At 65.4% G+C, this 14,331-nt stretch carries 18 protein-coding genes; 5 read left to right on the top strand and 13 right to left on the bottom strand.

The annotated features are described in order from the left end of the window. The first annotated feature begins 94 nt into the window (after positions 1–94). Entirely contained in the window at positions 95–856 is a 762-nt protein-coding gene (locus tag C7435_RS01635; RefSeq protein WP_121209768.1) for a tetratricopeptide repeat protein, read from the top strand. Between the two features lie 9 nt (positions 857–865). Here the strand turns inward: C7435_RS01635 and C7435_RS01640 are convergent, their stop codons facing one another. Then, positions 866–1,492, bottom strand: coding sequence for a S24 family peptidase (locus C7435_RS01640; protein WP_121209769.1), 627 nt, complete (start codon positions 1,490–1,492; stop codon positions 866–868). An 82-nt stretch (positions 1,493–1,574) separates the two neighbouring features. On the opposite strand from C7435_RS01640, the gene C7435_RS01645 reads away from it, so the two are divergent. Further along, positions 1,575–1,931 (top strand): DUF952 domain-containing protein, encoded by a 357-nt coding sequence (locus C7435_RS01645; protein WP_075188784.1) that lies wholly within the window; start codon positions 1,575–1,577, stop codon positions 1,929–1,931. After that, complete coding sequence (locus tag C7435_RS01650; protein WP_121209770.1) at positions 1,931–2,962, top strand: quinone-dependent dihydroorotate dehydrogenase; 1,032 nt, start codon at positions 1,931–1,933, stop codon at positions 2,960–2,962. Before C7435_RS01645 ends, C7435_RS01650 begins: the two co-directional genes overlap by 1 nt. On the opposite strand, the gene C7435_RS01655 is transcribed toward C7435_RS01650, so the two are convergent. From C7435_RS01655 to C7435_RS01705, 11 genes are all read right to left on the bottom strand, one after another. Next, positions 2,914–4,281 carry an MATE family efflux transporter gene (locus C7435_RS01655; RefSeq protein WP_121209771.1) on the bottom strand — a complete coding sequence of 456 codons (1,368 nt, stop codon included), beginning with the start codon at positions 4,279–4,281 and terminating at the stop codon, positions 2,914–2,916. The two genes, C7435_RS01650 and C7435_RS01655, sit on opposite strands and share 49 nt — an antisense overlap. A 46-nt stretch (positions 4,282–4,327) precedes the next feature. Next, the gene (locus C7435_RS01660; RefSeq protein ID WP_170150305.1) at positions 4,328–4,672 is read right to left on the bottom strand and encodes a UrcA family protein; all 345 of its coding nucleotides are present in this window, start codon (positions 4,670–4,672) and stop codon (positions 4,328–4,330) included. A 137-nt stretch (positions 4,673–4,809) separates the two neighbouring features. Further along, complete coding sequence (locus C7435_RS01665) at positions 4,810–5,178, bottom strand: thiol-disulfide oxidoreductase DCC family protein (protein ID WP_121209773.1); 369 nt, start codon at positions 5,176–5,178, stop codon at positions 4,810–4,812. A 96-nt stretch (positions 5,179–5,274) separates the two neighbouring features. Continuing rightward, on the bottom strand, positions 5,275–5,598 hold the full coding sequence (locus C7435_RS01670; RefSeq protein ID WP_075188789.1) for a UrcA family protein: 324 nt from the start codon (positions 5,596–5,598) through the stop codon (positions 5,275–5,277). Positions 5,599–5,809: 211 nt separating this feature from the next. Next, positions 5,810–6,235: a PaaI family thioesterase gene (locus C7435_RS01675; RefSeq protein ID WP_121209774.1), complete on the bottom strand. Its 426-nt coding sequence runs from the start codon at positions 6,233–6,235 to the stop codon at positions 5,810–5,812. Further along, positions 6,232–6,720 carry a PaaI family thioesterase gene (locus C7435_RS01680; protein WP_075188791.1) on the bottom strand — a complete coding sequence of 163 codons (489 nt, stop codon included), beginning with the start codon at positions 6,718–6,720 and terminating at the stop codon, positions 6,232–6,234. Before C7435_RS01680 ends, C7435_RS01675 begins: the two co-directional genes overlap by 4 nt. A gap of 60 nt (positions 6,721–6,780) precedes the next feature. Next, positions 6,781–7,614 (bottom strand): response regulator, encoded by an 834-nt coding sequence (locus tag C7435_RS01685; RefSeq protein ID WP_121209775.1) that lies wholly within the window; start codon positions 7,612–7,614, stop codon positions 6,781–6,783. A 74-nt stretch (positions 7,615–7,688) separates the two neighbouring features. Further along, positions 7,689–8,009: a DUF6460 domain-containing protein gene (locus C7435_RS01690; protein ID WP_075188793.1), complete on the bottom strand. Its 321-nt coding sequence runs from the start codon at positions 8,007–8,009 to the stop codon at positions 7,689–7,691. Between the two features lie 60 nt (positions 8,010–8,069). After that, on the bottom strand, positions 8,070–8,900 hold the full coding sequence (locus C7435_RS01695; RefSeq protein WP_121209776.1) for a mechanosensitive ion channel family protein: 831 nt from the start codon (positions 8,898–8,900) through the stop codon (positions 8,070–8,072). 74 nt (positions 8,901–8,974) lie between these two features. Further along, positions 8,975–9,706 (bottom strand): hypothetical protein, encoded by a 732-nt coding sequence (locus C7435_RS01700; RefSeq protein ID WP_121209777.1) that lies wholly within the window; start codon positions 9,704–9,706, stop codon positions 8,975–8,977. A gap of 81 nt (positions 9,707–9,787) precedes the next feature. After that, positions 9,788–10,735 carry a hypothetical protein gene (locus C7435_RS01705; RefSeq protein WP_143742869.1) on the bottom strand — a complete coding sequence of 316 codons (948 nt, stop codon included), beginning with the start codon at positions 10,733–10,735 and terminating at the stop codon, positions 9,788–9,790. Between the two features lie 135 nt (positions 10,736–10,870). Between C7435_RS01705 and C7435_RS01710 the strand changes: the two genes are divergently transcribed. Both C7435_RS01710 and pdeM read left to right on the top strand, forming a co-directional pair. Beyond that, the gene (locus C7435_RS01710) at positions 10,871–13,357 is read left to right on the top strand and encodes a ligase-associated DNA damage response DEXH box helicase (RefSeq protein WP_121209778.1); all 2,487 of its coding nucleotides are present in this window, start codon (positions 10,871–10,873) and stop codon (positions 13,355–13,357) included. Next, on the top strand, positions 13,350–14,051 hold the full coding sequence (pdeM, locus tag C7435_RS01715) for a ligase-associated DNA damage response endonuclease PdeM (RefSeq protein ID WP_121209779.1): 702 nt from the start codon (positions 13,350–13,352) through the stop codon (positions 14,049–14,051). The genes C7435_RS01710 and pdeM overlap by 8 nt, the downstream gene beginning before the upstream one ends. Here pdeM and C7435_RS01720 read toward each other — a convergent pair. After that, positions 14,048–14,329 (bottom strand): hypothetical protein, encoded by a 282-nt coding sequence (locus C7435_RS01720; RefSeq protein WP_121209780.1) that lies wholly within the window; start codon positions 14,327–14,329, stop codon positions 14,048–14,050. The genes pdeM and C7435_RS01720 overlap by 4 nt on opposite strands. Positions 14,330–14,331: the final 2 nt, after the last annotated feature.

The following is a 14,331-nucleotide window of genomic DNA, read 5'->3' on the forward strand; positions in this document are numbered from 1 at the left end:
GTCACGAAACTAGCCCGATTTGCGCCTTACGCCAGCGCGCGAAAAGTCGCGGTCGCGACTTGCGCCGTCGTCGGACTGATCTAGAGTTGCCGGCATGGTCCGGACCCTCGCGCTTCTCTCATTCCTGCTTCTCGCAGCGCCGGCCGAGGCCGATCACGCTGCTGCCGCGGCGGCCTATCAACAAGGCGATTGGGAATTGGCAGCGAATGAGGCGCAGCGGCTGGACACAGCCGACGGGTACGCCTTCGCAGCGAGTGCCTTGTTGACCCGATTGATGGTCGAGGATGCCGGGGCTGATCGTGAAGCCTTGGCCGAGCGTGCCATTGATCTCGCCGAACATGCCCTGCAGCTGGATGAGGATCATGTCGAAGCGCGCGTCAGCCTTGCCGGCGCACTCGGTTTTCGCGGCCGTTACATGAGTGGCTGGCGGGCCTATCTAACCCGGGTTCCGCAGCGCGGCCGTAATCTTCTCGAAGACGTCGTGGCCCGGCAGCCCGACAATGCCCGGGCGCTGGGCATGCTGGGGGCCTGGCATCTGGAAGTCGCCCGCCGTGGCGGATCGCGAGGTCTGCGGGTGCTCGATGCCTCGGTCGAGGCTGGCATGGGTTATTATTCGCAAGCCATCGCGCTGGATCCGGCCAGTCCGGCACCGCGCTATTTTGCGGCGCTCGGCCTGGCGGCGCTGGATGAGCCGGCCTACCGGGTCCGTATCCGTGAACTGGTCGAGACCGGTCGCCAACTGCCGCCGCGTGATTCCTTCGAGGCTGCCATACTCGGTGAGCTTGACGAGTTCGCGGCCCGACTGGACGATCATCGCGTCGTCTCGGCTTGGGCCGATGCGCGTCTGCAACGGTAGGATCTGCCGCTACTGGCTGACCCAGATGATGCGCGCCATCCAGGCGATCTGCGACAAGGGCAGGTTTATGCTGGGGCGCAGCGGGTCGAATGGTGTCAGCCGCACGCCTTGCACGGTCTTCTCCGCCAATGTCCAGGCTGCACGCGTGCTGTCGCGGCGCTGGATGATGACGCGGTCGCCGACCCGTGTCGGCGCCTCGTGCGACACGACCAGTCGATCGCCGGGACGGTAGACAGGCCGCATCGTGTCATCCTGTACGGTCAGGGCGTAGGCATCACCGGGCGCCAGGCCGGGAAAGGGAATGGCCTCCCAATCGGGGCCGACCGGGTGACCCGTGGCATCAAACGGGTTGTTGGCTTCGCTGTCCGCGAGGGCGCGTGAAAGCAGGGCGCCGCCGCGCGGTTGGCCCGAGATCAGGGCGGCGAAATCATCAAAGTCGAGATTGGCGGCCGCCAGCGCCTTGGCGATGCTCTCGGTCGACGGCCAGCGCGGCTTCTTGCCGTCGGATGATACCCGTTTGGACGGGTTGAACGTGGTCGAATCCAGCCCCGCACGTCGGGCCAGACCGGACGGGCTGGTCTGCGCATGCCGGGCCAGGCGGTCGATCCCGCGCCAGATGTCCTCATGGGTGAGCATGGGCGCGGAACGCTATAGGAAAATTGTCCCATGCGCGAGTCGTGTGCTTGCCCGAATCCGCCCTCGGGGCTAGTCCCTCCCCATGACCATTAAAACCGCATATCGACTGGCCACGATCGAAGGCTGGTCCGACGTCATGGCCGCGGGCCGTTTCACCGGTGATCCGCACGACATCGCCGACGGTTTCATCCACCTGTCCGCTGCCGATCAGGTCGAAGGAACGTTGATCAAGCATTATGACAGCCATGAGCGGCTGTTATTGGTCGAGATCGATCTGGAACCGCTGGGCGATGCCGTGAAGTGGGAAAAGTCCCGCGGCGGCGCCCTCTTTCCCCATGTCTATGGCGAGATCCCGACGGCGGTCGTGCGCGGCATGCGCCATGTCCGGCGCAATGAGGAGGGTGACTGGATTCTGCCCGCCGATCTGGAGAGCCGCTGATGATTCACGACCTCGCCACCCGCCTGCTGTACGGATTCGAGCCGGAGACCTCGCATCGGCTGGGCCTGCTCGGCCTGAAAGCCGGCCTTGGGCCACGCCAATTGCGTCGCGATCCGGCGATCCTGAAAACCTCGCTGGCTGGCCTCGATCTGCCCAATCCGGTCGGGCTGGCTGCCGGTTTCGACAAGAATGCCGAAGCGCCCGACGCCCTGCTGGCAGCCGGTTTCGGTCTTGTCGAATGCGGCGCCGTGACGCCGCGCGCCCAGGATGGCAAACCGAAGCCGCGCATTTTCCGACTGGCCGAGGACCGCGCCGTCATCAACCGCATGGGCTTTCCCAATCAGGGTCTCGACCTGTTCAGGTCGCGGCTGCAGGCCCGCATGGGCCGCAGCGGCGTGGTCGGCGTCAATCTTGGTGCCAATCTGGACAGTGAGGACCGGGTTTCCGACTATGTCACTTGTCTGCGCGAGCTGCAGGATCTGGCACAATTTTTCACCGTCAATGTCTCTTCGCCCAACACGCCCGGCCTGCGCACACTGCAATCTTCCGGCGCGTTGGATGACCTTCTGTCGGCGGTGGCTGCGGTTGGTGCCAAGGCGCCGGTCTTCCTGAAGATCGCGCCGGATATTGATGACGCCGAGGCCGATGTCATGGTCGCCGCGATCACCCGCCACAAGCTCGACGGGATCATCATCTCCAACACCAGCATCACCCGGCCGGAAAGTCTGGTCAGTGACAAGATGGGCGAGGGGGGCGGTCTGTCCGGCCCGCCGATCTTTGCCCGGTCGACCGAGCTGGTCCGGGTCTTCCGCAAGGCGGCCGGACCGGAGATGGCGATCATCGGCGTTGGTGGTGTGGCCTGTGCCGACACCGCCTATGCCAAGATCCGTGCCGGGGCGAATGCGATCCAGGTCTATACGGGGCTGGTCTATGAGGGGCCGGGTCTTGTCCAACGGATCAAGCGCGGCCTGGCGGAGCGGCTTCAGGTCGACGGGTTTGCGTCTGTCGCCGAGGCTGTCGGCGCCGAGTGAAGCCGGCGTTCCAACGCCGGATAGGCACTCATCAGCGCCCCGGCCCGGGCGATGTAGAAGATCAGGAAAGCGGCCCAGACTCCGTGGTTTGAAAAGGCCGGCGCCAGGATCGCATCGGCGGCCAGATAGACCGCGACCGCGGCCAGTCCGGCATTGCGCAGGATCTTGCCGCTGGTGGTGCCGATGAAAATACCGTCCATCAGCCAGGCCGGCGCGCCCAGTAGCGGTACGACGGCACACCAGGGCAGATAGGCGATGGCGGCGGCGCGGGCTTCGGGGTCCTCGATCAGCGCGGTCAGGGCGGCGGGACCGAACAGCCAGGTGGCGAGGGCAAACAGGCCGCCGGCGATCAGCATGGGTTCGCCGGTGAGGCGCACCGAGCGCCGCAAATCGCTTACCGACCGTCGCCCGAAGGCGCGGCCCGCTTCGGTCTCGGCCACAAAAGCGAAGGCGTCGAGCACGAAGGCCCAGACCGAGATTACCTGCAGCAGGACGTGATTGCCGGCCAGCGCGGCGGTCCCCTGGCGCGCGCCGGCATTGGCAAACCAGGTAAAGCCGATCACCAGCGACCAGGTGCGGATCATCAGGTTTACATTGACCTGGAACAGCTCGCGGATGGCGGCCGCATCGAGCAGGCGGGCGCGGTCGAGAACGCCGTCCGCCCAGCCTTTCTGGCGTCGCAGTGTGTCAGCCATGAAGGCCAGGCCGACCAGAAGGGCGACCCATTCGGCGATGGCCGTCGCGGCGCCAACTCCGCCTGGCCCATAACCAAGGCCGAGCACAAACCACAGATCGAGCCCGATATTGACCAGGCTGAAGACGACATAGATGGCCAGTGTCGCGGCGTTGCGCCCCAGCCCGATCAGCCAGCCGGACAGGGCAAAACATGCCAGGGCCGCCGGGGCGCCCCAGGCCCTTGCCACGAGATAGGTCGCGCCCTTGTCCTCGACGCGGGCCTCGCCCTGAAGGACCGCAAAGCCGGCCAGGGCGATCAGGTCGCGCAGCGCGAAGATGAGGATGCCAAAGGCAGCGGCGATGGCGAGGGCGCGCAACAGGATGCGCTGGGTCTCGGCCCGGTCGCCGGCGCCATCGGCCTGGGCCGTCAGCCCGGTCGTCCCCATCCGCAGGAAGTAGAAGCTCCAGTAAAAGACCGCGAACAGGGCGCCGCCGAGCGCCACACCGCCCAGATCCGCCTTGTCCCCCGACAGGCCGAGCACAAATGTGTCGACGACCCCGGCAAGCGGCACGGCGGCATTGGCGAAGACGAGGGGCCAGGCGCGCTTGATGACGTCGAGCCGGGTCAGGGACGGAACAGACATGTTCCGCACCTATCCCGGCCCGGCGAGGCAGGCAATAGCCGAACGGTCAGCCCTGGTCCGGCACTGATGCCGCGGCGACGGTCAGGGCCGTTGATCGTTGCGCCTCGAGTTGATCAATGGCCCGGGCATGCGCGTCCCGGATGCAGGCGTTGAGGGTGACGGGGCGTAGCAGATCACCCAGCAATTGCTCGCGGCAGACATCGCGGGCGGCGATTTCGACCCGTTCACGCAGGGCTTCGTAGCGGGTCGGGTCGATCAGGTCGGCCGCTTCGAACGGGATCTGGACCGCTGGGCCGGCGGGTGTTTGGGCGGTGGCGGTACCACCCGTTCCCGACAGCGCTGCGGTGAGGCCGGTCAGGCAGACGGCGAGGGTGAGCAGGGTATGTTTCATGGCTCTCTCCAGAATGGATGTCACGCGACATGCAAACATGCATGATGCAACGACCCCTATTTGGGTGGGGTTGTCCAAGAGTCCATGGCTGTGTTGTTGAGGTTTGTCTCTGGCAGCTATACAAAATTGTATGGATGTCAGATGCGACCGTCGCAGATACCGTCGCGGCAGACCTGACGGGGCCGGTAGGGGGCCAACCAGCGATAGAGGCGGTCGAGCGGGACGCGGATCCAGGCTGGCCGGGTCAGCCAAGCCAGCCAGCCCCAGCCAGGTACACGTTCCCAGATTGCCAGGAATGCAATCCACCCGTCGACCACGACACCGTCGGGAAGGCGGACATGCAGGCTGGCAAGGGCGGCCTCGCGGTCGACATCGCCGGGCAGCTCGCCGTTGCAATCATGCAGCTGGATGAGATCGGGGGCGCGTCTCGCATAGCCGGCCATTTCGTGTCGGCAGATCGGACACAAACCGTCGAAATAGGCAATCACGGCATTGGCGTTGGTCATGGCGTCACCGTGCCGCGAGCGCGCGCCACAGGCGAGATGTCACAAGGTCGCAGGCGGCCGCGCCAGCCCCGTGGCGGCCGCCTTGATTGCGAGCGTCTACTGGGCGGCGATGACGACAGCAACGGTGCGGCTGGTCGTATCGGCGTATTGGCGGTTGAGCTGCGACATGCCGTCGGTGAAGGCTTCGCGGAAGCAGGCTCGCCGGATGCGTTCGGCGACCAGGCCGCGCAGGCCGTGCTGGCGGCAGACACGATTCGCAGCGACGCGGATGCGGGTCTCGACATCGGCCCGACCGGCTTCGCTTTCGAGTTCATTCATATGAATGCGCACGATCTGGCTTGGCGGGGACTGATCGGTGGCGGCGGCGAGTGGGGTTGCGGTCAGGCTCATCGTGAGCGCGGCCAGGGACGTGATAAGCATGGGGCTGTCTCCTCAAGCGTGGCCGGTTACCCTCTGTGACCCGTCACCACGCCCACCAGATTGCACGATGCCATGTCTCCGGGCCCTGACAGCGGGCCTAAACCTTTGAGAGAAAACAGTTAGAAACTGTCGGCATTGTAAGGTGCAGGTAAGTACCCGTCAGTCTTCTGCGACCAGTGACGGCGTGTGTGCGACGAACGACACCGACCGGTCAGTCGGCCGCGGTGTCGTCTTGTCCCGGTGTAATCAGGAAATGACCGTGCAGGGTCGCAACCGGCGCATCAATGCGGTTTTGCCATGCTTCAACGCGGACATTGGCGACGCGTCGTCCGGACCGGGCGACGACGGCGCGGGCATAGACGTCCTGGGCCCGGGCCGGGCGCAGATAGTCGATCGCCACATCGATCGGCTTGGGCAGGCGTTGCAGCGGCTGGCTGGCCAGCAGCGAGGCCGAGGCAACGATTTCCAGGAAGGCGCCCACGGCGCCGCCATGCAGGGCCGGGATCAGCGGATTGCCGACCAGGTGGTCCGCGAAGGGCAGCACGCCGGTCAGCTCATTGCCCTTGCGCTCCAGGCGGACACCGAAGCGGGCAACATAGGGGGCTGACATGAGGGTTTCGATCAGCACCTGGCTCATTCCATCCGCCCCTCGGTATAGGCCCGGCGGGCCCGTTCCTGGGCAAGCTTGGACGCCTTGGTGATCATGAAAGCGGCTTGGGCGATGGCGACCGGGTCATCCGGGTCGCCATCATGCGCCGTGGCCCGGACGAAGGCGACGAGGCCGTGCGATTTCAGGCAGCTGGCCTCGGCCGTGACATCAAGGCCGGGTTTCGCCGGACGCAGATAGTCGATCCGCAGGTCAAGTGTGGCCGGCGTGTCCTTGGCGCCGAAACCGGCAAAGGCCGCCATGCCGCAGGCATGATCAAGCAAGGCGGTGACCACGCCGCCGTGCAGGGTTCCCGTATCCGGATCACCGATCAGGCTTTCGTCATAACGTGCGCCCATCACCGCTCGTCCCGGCGTCAACGCCTTGAGCGAGAGGCCGAGCGCGACGGCATGTGGTGACCCGTCCACGATGAGCGGGGCGATGGAATCGAGGCGGGACTGGATATCGTCGGTCATGGCGATCCTGCGGACTTGGACCGTCTTGATAGGACAGGCCGGGGTTTCCCGGAAGCGGCGTCAGCGGCGGCCCATGCGTTTGGCGACCACCTGCTCGAGGCCGGCAACGACCGGTTCGCGCAGTGGATTACCATCCTCAGCCATGCGTACGAGTTGTGCCAGGGCAGCGCGGTGCATTTCGACAACCTCGGCCTCGACGGGTGTATAGTCGGTCACGGCGGTGATGAAGCGCTGCAATGAGCGCCCGACCCGGATCGCCAGCCGGTCGCCGCTGAGCTGGGTCTCGTGGGCCAACGCTACCGCTGCCGCCCGGGCGGCGCCCATCGGTGTTGCCAGGCCAGCCTCGACATCGGCCGTGCGCTTGTGGGCCGGCCCGTGCGCCTTGCGTGGCCGACGCCGACGATCCGGCCCGGCAAAGCGGGCCGCGCTGATGAAGTCTCGTGGCTGTGTATCCAGCGCCTGCAGTCTGTTCTGCAGGGTGATCGGTGCGATCGGCGTGATCAGGAATTCCGAGACACCGACATCGCGGGCCCGTTCGACTTCCCGGCGCGAGCGTGGCTGGGAGATGAGAACAATCGGTGTGTGCCGGTAGGGCGCGTGTTCGGATTCGCGGATCGCGCGAACCAGTTTGAGGCGATCTTCGGTCGGGTCATCATGATTGTGCCAGTCGGCGATGATGACGCTCGGCGTGCGTTCGGCAATCTGCATCAGGGCCGCATCGCCGCGCTTGGCGAGCATGACGTCGCCGGCGCCGGCATCGCGCAGCAGTCCGAGCAACATGTTGCGCAGGAACCCGTTCGACTCCAGCAGCAAGGGGGTCTCGCCGCAGCCGTTCGGGGCGATGGCGGCCAAGCTGGTGGCCGAGACCGGCAGGTTTCGCGCAAGGGCTGTCATGCCCAAACTCTAGCAAACCTTCCTTGCCATTCGGCAAAGGAAGTTGGTTAACGAATCCGAAAAGTCGAAAAGATTCAGCTGCGTCGCAGGGCGCCGAGAACCCGGAACACGATCCAGATCGGGATGACCAGGATGGCGCCCAACAGGAAGTATTCGATCGCCCAGCCCACCGAATGGGTGAGAAAGTCGATGAAACGCCCCCAAGATTCGGCGATCGTGCCGAAGAAGTCGACCCACAGCCGCCGCGGATTGACGTGGAAGGCGGCCAGTACGAAGCCCGCAAGCACGCACAGCACCACGACCCGGATGATGTCGGTCGACCCGACCCGGATCAGCCGTTGGACGAATGTGGTGCGGTTTGACCGGCTATCGGTCTCTGTCTCTCGGTCTGTCATGTGCCCAGCTTACCCCCAAATGCGGCGCAATCGGGGCCGCAGCCCCGACCGCGGACCGATTCAGCCCTTGCGGGCGATATTGACGCGATGCGGATAGGGAATGGAGATGCCGTTCTTGTCGAAAGCCTCTTTCACATTCTTCATCGCATCGAAGTGGACGCCCCAATAGTCGCTGGTATTGCACCAGGCGCGGGCGACGATATCGACCGAGCTTTCGCCATGCGCGGTGACCGCGGTAAAGACAGCCGGGTCGACATGAACCCGTTCGTCGGCAGAAATCGTGTCCGTGATGACCTGCATCGCTTTGCCGATATCGTCGCCATAATCGATCGAGAAGGTCAGATCGACGCGGCGGGTCGGATTGGCCGAGTAATTGGTGATCGTATCACCCCAGGACTTGGAGTTGGGGATGATGATCTTCTTGTTGTCGCCGGTCGACAACACGGTGGTGAAAAGCGTGATTTCGGTTACTGCGCCCGACGTGCCCGCCAACTCGACCCAGTCGCCCAGGCGATAGGGGCGGAACAGGATCAGCATGACGCCCGCAGCCAGGTTCGACAGCGTGCCCTGCAGCGCCAGGCCGATGGCCAGCGAGGCGGCACCCAGCGTGGCCACGAAGCTGGTGGTGGGAATGCCGAACGTGCCCAGCATCGCGATGACGACCATCGCCATGATGCCGTAATAGGCCAGCGAGCCGAAAAATCCGCCGAGCGTGTCGTCCATGCGCTCGCTCTTGTGGACCGCATTCTTGATCGCCTTGCGTACCGAGCCAGCGACCACCAGGCCGATAATGAGGATGATGGCGGCCAGGACCACATTCGTGCTGGCGGCAATCCCGGTCTCGATCAGCGTTGCGAGTGTTTCGGGATTCATAAGGTCTTCGGGATTCATGCGGGGCCCCCTTGTCATTTGGTTCTGAAACGCTCCCTAGCACCCTTCTTCCGGGAAGGGAAAGCACCATTCGGTCAATCGTCGCGCTGCTCGCCGGCATTTGGCTGCGCGTCGCGCACGATGTTGATTTTCTGCCAGATCTTGGCCGACATGTTCGATGTCAGGCTTTCGATGTCATTGACGGCCGCGATCACGACCGGATCGCGTGAGCTCTGGGCATAGAGGGCGGCGATCTTGCCGGCCAGGCTCAGCGCTTCGGCGCAGTAGTCGAGATAACGACCAAGCTCGAACTCGCTCATGGCTCGGTCCGGTGATGCGGCCGTGCGTGGCCCCAGTCGCAGCAGGGCTGTCGGGTCCTTGGTCAGCTGGTGCATGTCAATGACGTGGGCGATTGAGCGCAATTCGTGCAGGTCATCCAGGGCAAGCGAGCGCTTCAGCCGTTCCTCGACGCGCGTCAGTGTGAAAATCGCGACGGCGGCCAGGATGACAATATTGAGGCCGGCCTCGACCCCCTCGAACACCGTAAAGACATCCGCGCTGGCCCCGCTTTCCTGCGCCCAGTTGAAGACCCGTTCGCCGACAAAGACGAGTCCGGTCAGGGCCAGCAATACGGCGAGCAGTGTGCCGCCGCGTAGGAGGAGATAGGGGCGGGACAGGCGCTGGCTGCGCCGGCGATCGCGTTTGGCGAGGCCGATAAGCTCGTCGATGACATTGTTCAGGCTGGCAGACGCGAACCGGTCGCGGCAGCGGGCGGCCAATCGCTCCAGTGTTGCCACGATGTGATCGGAACTGAGTTGGCTGAACACGGCACTTCCCCCGACGCCACCTTCGCGTGCGAAGGCCAGAACCCGTTTTTAACGTGGTCTGGCGCCGGCTGTCACGCCGGTTCAGCTCGCAGCTGCAACGGCCGCCGTGGAACCGGCGACTGCGGCGATCACTGCGGCTTGGGCGGCCAGGATGGCGGCCAAGTCGCGGGCCGCCGCGTGCGGTTGGCTGGTTCCGGTTTGGGCTTGGGCGAGGCGCATGGCCAGACGCGCAGCGACCTGTCCCGATGGCCGCGGCCGGAGCGCCCGCACGGCTTCGAAACTGGAGACCAGGCGGTCGGCGGTCTCGGCGCCACGGCCTCGCGCGGCAAGGATGGCCAAGCCGGTCTTGCCGACGCCATTGCGCAGCACGATGCGGCCGCGAACCGCTGTGTTGAGACTGGTCCAGGCCGCGGCAATCTCGCCGTGATCGATTGGGCCGAGGCAGATCTCCTGTGCCGCGCCTTCCACGTGATGGCCGGGAACACCGGCGGCGCGCAGGGCTTGGCGAGCCTTGTCGAGCTTGGCGCGCGCACAGTCCGGAGTCTCGCCCATGGCGGCAAAGGTGGCCGCGAGAACATCCTCGCGCGCCGGCACACGACGCCACCAGGGCAGCGAGATTTCGTCAAGTATGTCAAAGAAGGTGTCGACCTGGCCGATCTCGCCGCCGGCCACGGCCAGAGCGAGTGCGGCGCAGGAGCCACCATGGCTGAGCACGCGGCTGCCACGCTCGCGCCGCCGCGTATTGATCGCTTCGCGGATGGCGAAGAATTGGTCGGCGTTGCGGTTGGACGAGGCGAGGGCGGCGGAGAAGACCAGTCGCATGGCCCGCCCCGGCGAACGCCAGGTGCCGAGGCCCTCATTCATCCGGTCGCGAATGGTGAGGGTCCGCGCGACAAGCGCCTCGGGGGCTTCGGTCGCCGAGATGCAGGCCAGCGCCGAGAAGCGGCCATACAGGCGCTCGCCCTTGCTGGCACGCTCACAGAACGCGGCATCAAGCCGTTGAAACCGTTCGATGACGGCGTTGACCATGACCCAATTTCCCTCGCTAATGGCAAACTCGCCTGTGACCATGGCGAAATCGGGGCAAATCGGGCAGGGGGACGCTCAGGGCAGTCATCCCCCATGAGGAAAGCGCCCGCCACAAGGGCGGGCCGGAATAATGTCATGCCGACTGCACCCGCCGCAAAACCCGCCGCGATCACATTGCCGGAGCGCTTTGCTGACTGGTTCGCCGCACGTGGCTGGCAGGCCCGTCGCCATCAGATCGACATGGTCGCGGCCGCCCGCGCGGGCGAGGACGCATTGTTGATCGCGCCGACCGGCGGCGGCAAGACGCTGGGCGGTTTCCTGCCGAGCCTGATCGATCTGGCCGAACAGACAGACGGGGCGGGCAAGACCCGGCCCTATCGCCTGCACACGCTCTACATCTCGCCGCTCAAGGCGCTGTCGGTCGATGTCGCACGCAATCTGATGATCCCGGTCGAGGAGATGGGGCTGGACCTGCGCATCGAGACCCGGACCGGTGATACATCGACCGCCAAGCGCCAGCGCCAGCGTGCCCATCCGCCCGACATTCTTTTGACCACGCCGGAACAGCTGGCCCTGTTCTGCGCCACCGCCAATGCCGAGGCCTTCTTTCGTGACCTGCGCCGGATCATCATTGACGAAATCCACGCCATTGCACCGCAAAAACGCGGTGACCTGCTCTCGCTTGATCTTGCCACGATAAGCCAGTGGGCCCCGCAAGCCAGTCGTGCCGGCCTGTCGGCCACGGTGGCGGACGAGGGCGGTCTGGCGCGTTGGCTGGTGACGCAGCCGGCTGGCGATGACCGCTTTGCCCGCATCGTGCGCGGCGAGGCCGGCGCCCGGCCGCAGGTGGAAATCCTGGACCCGGCTGACCGCATCCCCTGGGCCGGCCATTCCGGTCGCCACGCGCTCGGTGATGTCTATGAACGCATCAAGGCGGCGAAAATGGCGCTCGTCTTCGTCAATACGCGCTCCCAGGCCGAGCTGACCTTCCAGGAGTTATGGGCTCGCAATGACGCCAACCTGCCCATCGCCCTGCACCATGGATCGCTGTCGCCGGAACAACGCCGCAAGGTGGAAAAGGCGATGGCCGAGGGGCGTCTGAAGGCGGTCGTGTGCACCTCAACGCTCGATCTCGGTATCAATTGGGGCGATGTCGATCTGGTGATCCAGATGGGGGCGCCGAAAGGTTCGTCGCGACTGATCCAGCGCTTGGGGCGCTCCAATCACAGGCTCGATGCACCGTCTCGCGCCTTGCTGGCGCCGACCAACCGGTTCGAGCATCTCGAATGCCAGGCGGCCCGTGAGGCTGTGGCCGAGAATGCGCTTGATGGTGAGCCGCTGGCTGCCGGATCGCTGGACGTATTGGCCCAGCACATCATGGGGCGCGGCTGTGGTGACGGTTTCGAGGCCGAGGCCCTGTTCGACGAAATCCGCAGCGCCGCGCCCTATGCGCAGCTGGATCGCGAGACTTTTGACCGGGTGCTCGATTTCACGGCGACCGGTGGCTATGCGTTGAACACTTATGAGCGCTTCCGGCGCCTGGTGAAGCGCAAGGACGGGCGCTGGTTAGCCCGCACACCACAGATCGCCCAGCGCTATCGGATGAATGTCGGCACCATTGTCGAAGCGCCGATGCTGGATGTGGTTGTGTCCGGACGGGGCCGCGGCGGCCACCGGCTCGGCCAGATCGAGGAATGGTTCGTCGAACAGCTGGTGCCGGGTGACACCTTCATCTTCGCCGGCCAGGTGCTGCGCTTTGTCGGCATCGAGGAGATGTCGGCCCGGGTCACCCGCGCTGCCGACGCCGATCCGAAAATTCCCTCCTATCAGGGCGGCAAATTCCCGCTCTCCACCTATCTGGCCGGGCGGGTACGCGATATCGTGCAGAACCCGGACCATTGGGGCGCGCTGTCCGTCCAGGTGCGCGACTGGCTGCAGCTTCAAGCCGAGCGTTCGCGCCTGCCCGATGCGGATGGCCTCTTGGTCGAGACCTTCCCGCGCGCGGCCCGCCACTACATGGTCTGCTACCCGTTCGAGGGCCGGCTGGCGCACCAGACGCTGGGCATGTTGCTGACCCGCCGGCTGGAACGTCTTGGCATGCGGCCGATGGGGTTTGTCGCCAATGAGTATGCGGTCGCGGTCTGGGGGCTGCGCGATCTCGCCGGCCTCGATTTCGACGCCTTGTTCAACGAGGACATGATGGGGGATGACCTTGATGCGTGGCTCGCCGAGAGCCAGCTCATGAAACGTACTTTCCGCAATTGCGCGGTCATCGCCGGCTTGATCGAGCGTCGTTTTCCCGGTCAGGAGAAGTCCGGCCGCCAGATCACCTTCTCGACCGATCTCATCTATGACGTGCTGCGCGAGCACGAGCCCGACCATGTCCTGCTGCGCGCCGCTTGGCAGGATGCCGCCGCCGGCCTGCTCGACATCCGCCGTCTCGGCGAGGCATTGACCCGGGTGAAGGGCCGCATCAGCCATGTCGGTCTTGACCGGATTTCACCGCTGGCCGTGCCGGTCATGCTGGAGATCGGCAAGGAACCCGTTTATGGCGAGGGCCATGACAGCATCCTCGAGGATGCTGCCGATGATCTGATCGCGGAGGCCCTCCGGCTTGACTGACACGCTTGCGGACCACGCGTTCACACTGGCCGGTGAAGCCGCGATTGCCGATGCCGACGGGGTGCTGGTGCTCCCGGACCACGGCGTGCTGGTGGTCTCCGACCTGCATTTCGAGAAGGGCTCGTCCTACGGCATGGGCGGCCAGATGCTGCCGCCCTATGACACCCGCACGACGCTGCGCCGCCTCGCCGCGGCCATTGCCCGGCACCGGCCCCGCACCGTGATCGCGCTGGGGGACAGTTTCCACGACCGGCTTGCTGATCGCCGCATGGACGGGGCCGATGTTGAACGGCTGGCTGATCTGGTGGATGGGGTTGGCCGCTGGGTCTGGATCGAAGGTAATCATGATCCGGCGCCACCACCGCAATTTGGCGGCGAGGTGCGTCACACGCTCGAACTGGGAGGCCTGGTGCTGCGCCATGAACCGACCGAGGGCGCGGCGCCCGGCGAAATCGCCGGTCATCTACACCCTTGCGCGAAGGTGCGCGGCAAGGGGCGGGCGGTCCGGGCGCGTTGTTTTGCCACTGATGGCGAGCGGCTGATCATGCCGGCTTTTGGCGCGTTTACCGGTGGGTTGAATGTCTGTGATCCCGCCTTTGAGCGCTGTTTTGGCGCGGTGCCGGGCGTGCTGGTGATGGGGCGGGCACGGGTTTATCCGGTCGCCGCCAAATCTTGCGTGCCGGATCGCTCCTAACGGGCGACCGGGTCGCCGCCGGTGCCAACACGGTCGACCAGGCCCCACATGTTCGGATTGTTTTCCTGTGGCCGGGCGCCGAGGGCGACGAGGTCTTTGCGGACGGTGTCCGGGTCTGTGCCCGAGGCCGCAACCAGTTGGGCGAGGCTGCGCCACTGGAAGCGTTTATCCTCCAACATGGCCTGCAACCGCATTCGGCGCGCCCGTTGATCGGCACCAGCGTCGCGGTGCCTGACCCAGCCAAGCAGGAGCTGGCCGATATCGCTGATCCATCCCATGG

This window comes from Maricaulis maris (assembly GCF_003634045.1).
GTDB classification, from domain to species: Bacteria; Pseudomonadota; Alphaproteobacteria; order Caulobacterales; family Maricaulaceae; genus Maricaulis; species Maricaulis maris.

What these genes read in the sequence shown, in the direction of transcription:
- C7435_RS01705 (WP_143742869.1), bottom strand. Translation starts at nt 10,735, where the DNA reads ATGGTCAACGCCGTCATCGAACGGTTTCAACGGCTTGATGCCGCGTTC.
- C7435_RS01650 (WP_121209770.1), top strand. Translation starts at nt 1,931, where the DNA reads ATGATTCACGACCTCGCCACCCGCCTGCTGTACGGATTCGAGCCGGAG.
- C7435_RS01670 (WP_075188789.1), bottom strand. Translation starts at nt 5,598, where the DNA reads ATGCTTATCACGTCCCTGGCCGCGCTCACGATGAGCCTGACCGCAACC.
- C7435_RS01720 (WP_121209780.1), bottom strand. Translation starts at nt 14,329, where the DNA reads ATGGGATGGATCAGCGATATCGGCCAGCTCCTGCTTGGCTGGGTCAGG.
- C7435_RS01680 (WP_075188791.1), bottom strand. Translation starts at nt 6,720, where the DNA reads ATGACCGACGATATCCAGTCCCGCCTCGATTCCATCGCCCCGCTCATC.
- C7435_RS01645 (WP_075188784.1), top strand. Translation starts at nt 1,575, where the DNA reads ATGACCATTAAAACCGCATATCGACTGGCCACGATCGAAGGCTGGTCC.
- C7435_RS01710 (WP_121209778.1), top strand. Translation starts at nt 10,871, where the DNA reads ATGCCGACTGCACCCGCCGCAAAACCCGCCGCGATCACATTGCCGGAG.
- C7435_RS01655 (WP_121209771.1), bottom strand. Translation starts at nt 4,281, where the DNA reads ATGTCTGTTCCGTCCCTGACCCGGCTCGACGTCATCAAGCGCGCCTGG.
- C7435_RS01635 (WP_121209768.1), top strand. Translation starts at nt 95, where the DNA reads ATGGTCCGGACCCTCGCGCTTCTCTCATTCCTGCTTCTCGCAGCGCCG.
- C7435_RS01675 (WP_121209774.1), bottom strand. Translation starts at nt 6,235, where the DNA reads ATGAGCCAGGTGCTGATCGAAACCCTCATGTCAGCCCCCTATGTTGCC.
- C7435_RS01660 (WP_170150305.1), bottom strand. Translation starts at nt 4,672, where the DNA reads ATGAAACATACCCTGCTCACCCTCGCCGTCTGCCTGACCGGCCTCACC.
- C7435_RS01640 (WP_121209769.1), bottom strand. Translation starts at nt 1,492, where the DNA reads ATGCTCACCCATGAGGACATCTGGCGCGGGATCGACCGCCTGGCCCGG.
- C7435_RS01665 (WP_121209773.1), bottom strand. Translation starts at nt 5,178, where the DNA reads ATGACCAACGCCAATGCCGTGATTGCCTATTTCGACGGTTTGTGTCCG.
- C7435_RS01690 (WP_075188793.1), bottom strand. Translation starts at nt 8,009, where the DNA reads ATGACAGACCGAGAGACAGAGACCGATAGCCGGTCAAACCGCACCACA.
- C7435_RS01695 (WP_121209776.1), bottom strand. Translation starts at nt 8,900, where the DNA reads ATGAATCCCGAAGACCTTATGAATCCCGAAACACTCGCAACGCTGATC.
- C7435_RS01685 (WP_121209775.1), bottom strand. Translation starts at nt 7,614, where the DNA reads ATGACAGCCCTTGCGCGAAACCTGCCGGTCTCGGCCACCAGCTTGGCC.